Source organism: Cupriavidus sp. UYPR2.512, assembly GCF_000379565.1.
Lineage (GTDB): Bacteria > Pseudomonadota > Gammaproteobacteria > Burkholderiales > Burkholderiaceae > Cupriavidus.
In genome coordinates, this window is the sequence record NZ_KB902997.1 from 1 (window position 1) to 2,663 (window position 2,663).

Here is a 2,663-nt window from a genome sequence, read left to right on the forward strand (position 1 = left end):
GCCGACATTCAATGACCTTCCGCGGCAGATGACGCCAGAGGGCAACGTGCTTCGTGTGGCAGGCGGCCAGTCTCGAATTGACGTTGGGCGCTGATACAGGCCGAGCGCTACAAGTGAGTCAATGACTTGCGAAAGAGTCGTACATCTTCGATAGAAGGGCGCTCGGAAGCATTGCTTCGCGCCTCTTTCCGGACCGGGCACCGTATCAATCTACTTGAGAGGCCGCGCGTCGGCAGCTAGGGGAGTTGCGGACCCAATTCTCGACCGAGCTGGAGCGGGCCCGCGACCAGGTCGTCATCGCCCAAGAGGGGGGGGCGAGGCCAGCGAGCGCCGCGCCTTGCGGGAGCTGGAGGGAGCGCATCGTGCGCCAGAAGAGCGAGGATGCCGCCGAGGACCTGCGCAGGGAGCTGGCGGGGTGCGCCACGACGCCCGCGACGCGGCGGGTGCCCAGGCCGAGGCCCTGACCCCGGCTGGAGACCCAGGTGGCGCGCTCACTGAGCAGCTCCCCACGCGGCACCGGCCGCCGACGCTACCGAGCGCAAATCGGCTACCGGCCTAGCAGGGTGCAGGCGGAACTCGCCGGGGCTCAGTGCCGGGCCGAGCGCGCCGAAGCCGAAGCGGCGCTGGCGCGCCAGCTGCTGGCAGAATTACAGCTGGCACCGCGCGAGCGGTGGGAGGGGGTGGTAGCGCCGAGCGACGCAAGGCCGGCGGCCCGGCCCCTTCAAGGGCGACATGCCCGACTGGCTGCCGCGGGCGGTCAATGCGGGGAAGAGCGTGGAGTTTTTTCAGGTCGGATAGTCGCCGGGTTCGCCGCTTGCCGCTGCCGCGCATTCCGGAGCGCCCCCTTGCGCTATCATCCGGCCCATCTGGTCCACAGCAAACGACAGGAGCAGTCAATCATGCGACACATCGGTCAGACCGTCTCGTTCATCCGTCCCGACGGCCAGTCGGTCAACGGCTACCTTGCAAAGCCGGATCGCACCGACGGCGCCCCGGCCATCATCGTTGTCCAGGAGTGGTGGGGCCTGAACAACCAGATTCGCGGCGTGGCCGACCGCCTCGGGCGTGCCGGCTACTACGCGCTGGTGCCGGACCTCTACCGCGGCGCCAGCACGGTCGAGCAGGAAGAGGCCCACCATTTGATGTCCAAGCTGAACTTCGGCGACGCCGTGGCGCAAGACATCCGCGGCGCCGTGCAGTACCTTGGCACCCTGAGCAGCCGCATTGGTATCACCGGCTTCTGCATGGGCGGTGCGCTGACGCTGCTGTCGCTGAACGCCATACCCGAGCTGAAGGCAGGTGTGCCGTTCTACGGCATGCCACCGCTGGAAGCCATCGACCCTGCCAATATCAAGGTGCCGGTGCTCGTTCACTCGGGCGCGCAGGACGCGTTCTTTGCGGCCGAGGACTTCGACAAGCTCGAGTGAAACTGCGCGCCGGCGGCGTCGACGCGACGTTCCACCGTTACCTCGCCCACCATGCCTTTGCCAACGAGGAAGCCATAGGCGATGGCCGCATCGCGGGTACCCAGTACGACGCCGCTTGGGCGCAGGTCGCCTGGGACCGCACGCTGACGTTCTTCGCGCGCCACCTCTGGCGCTAATCATCGCGAGCGGGGAAGCTCCCGTCTGCGGCCAGGCGTCCTGAACGCAGCGATAAGGCGCGATAACGTTACCCTTATCGCTTGGTGCAATCAGCAGCGGCTGATTTCCCAATCGGGATAGGAGCGGGCCTCGCGGCCCGGCCCCTCCCACACCACCGTGCGTACGGGTCCGTACACGGCGGTTCGGTCTAGTTAATCGGTTTGCGTACTAATGATGGAAGTCCCAGTTCGTCGAAGTACCGATTAGGCAGGGCCATGTTGAGGGCGGGACTGCAGCTTAGTCGCCATGGCCCGTGTGAACTCCCCACAGTTTGGGCGCTCAGGTCGGGGCCAATGCCGCGGGCCCGCAGCTCTCGGAACCTTGCCGGGCTGACCTTCCACTGCTTCCAGAGGAAACAGCGCAGGCGCCGGCGCAGCCAGCCGTCGAGTTCGCGCAGCGTGCTTGGCAATTCACTGAAGCCAAAGTACCCCCGCCAGCCAGTCAGGAAGCGGCGTAGTTCTGCCACCATCCGCTCAAGGCCGATCCCGCGTGAGCGGCGCGTCAGTTCCCTTACCTTTGCCTTGAATCGCCGCACGGACTGGGGCGCAATCCCACGCCACACCCGCGAGGTAATTCGAAAGCTGAAGCCAAGGAACTTCCGCTCCTCGGGCGGTGCTACTGCACTTTTCGAATCGTTGACTTTCAACTTGAGCTTGTTGCTGAGGAAGGCTTTCAGCCCGCTCATCACCCGCTGGCCCGCCCGCTCGCTATGCACGTAGACATTGCGTCGAGTCGCCCCGGGGAACTTCCCCCCAAGGCGCTCACGGAACCGGACGTGAACGTCTCCGCTCATCCGGCTCTTCCCATTGAAGCCTGTCCCCATAACAGCGACCAGTGTGCAAACAGATGCATCTCTTTGCGTGCTACGCGTGCTAGCCAATGACTGGCTCGTCGGCGATGCCCCTGAAGACGCTTATGTTTGCGAGTGTTGACGGCGGTGTAAAAGCGACAGTAAATGGCGGCGTTTGGTTGGGGTAAGCAAGGGGCCGCATGCGGCCCCTTGCAGTTCGGGTTGGACGG

1 protein-coding gene and 1 pseudogene are annotated in these 2,663 nt (G+C 65.2%); one reads left to right on the forward strand and one right to left on the reverse strand.

All coding sequences use genetic code 11. The features are described from left to right. Positions 1-899 precede the first annotated feature (899 nt). A pseudogene (locus tag A3A5_RS38745) lies at positions 900-1,603 on the forward strand (dienelactone hydrolase family protein). A 188-nt stretch (positions 1,604-1,791) separates the two neighbouring features. Here the strand turns inward: A3A5_RS38745 and A3A5_RS38750 are convergent. After that, entirely contained in the window at positions 1,792-2,328 is a 537-nt protein-coding gene (locus A3A5_RS38750; protein ID WP_157637239.1) for a group II intron maturase-specific domain-containing protein, read from the reverse strand. Positions 2,329-2,663 lie beyond the last annotated feature (335 nt).

Bases quoted from the DNA above. Each gene is read 5' to 3' on its own strand.
- A3A5_RS38750 (WP_157637239.1), bottom strand. From the start codon at position 2,328: ATGAGCGGGCTGAAAGCCTTCCTCAGCAACAAGCTCAAGTTGAAAGTC.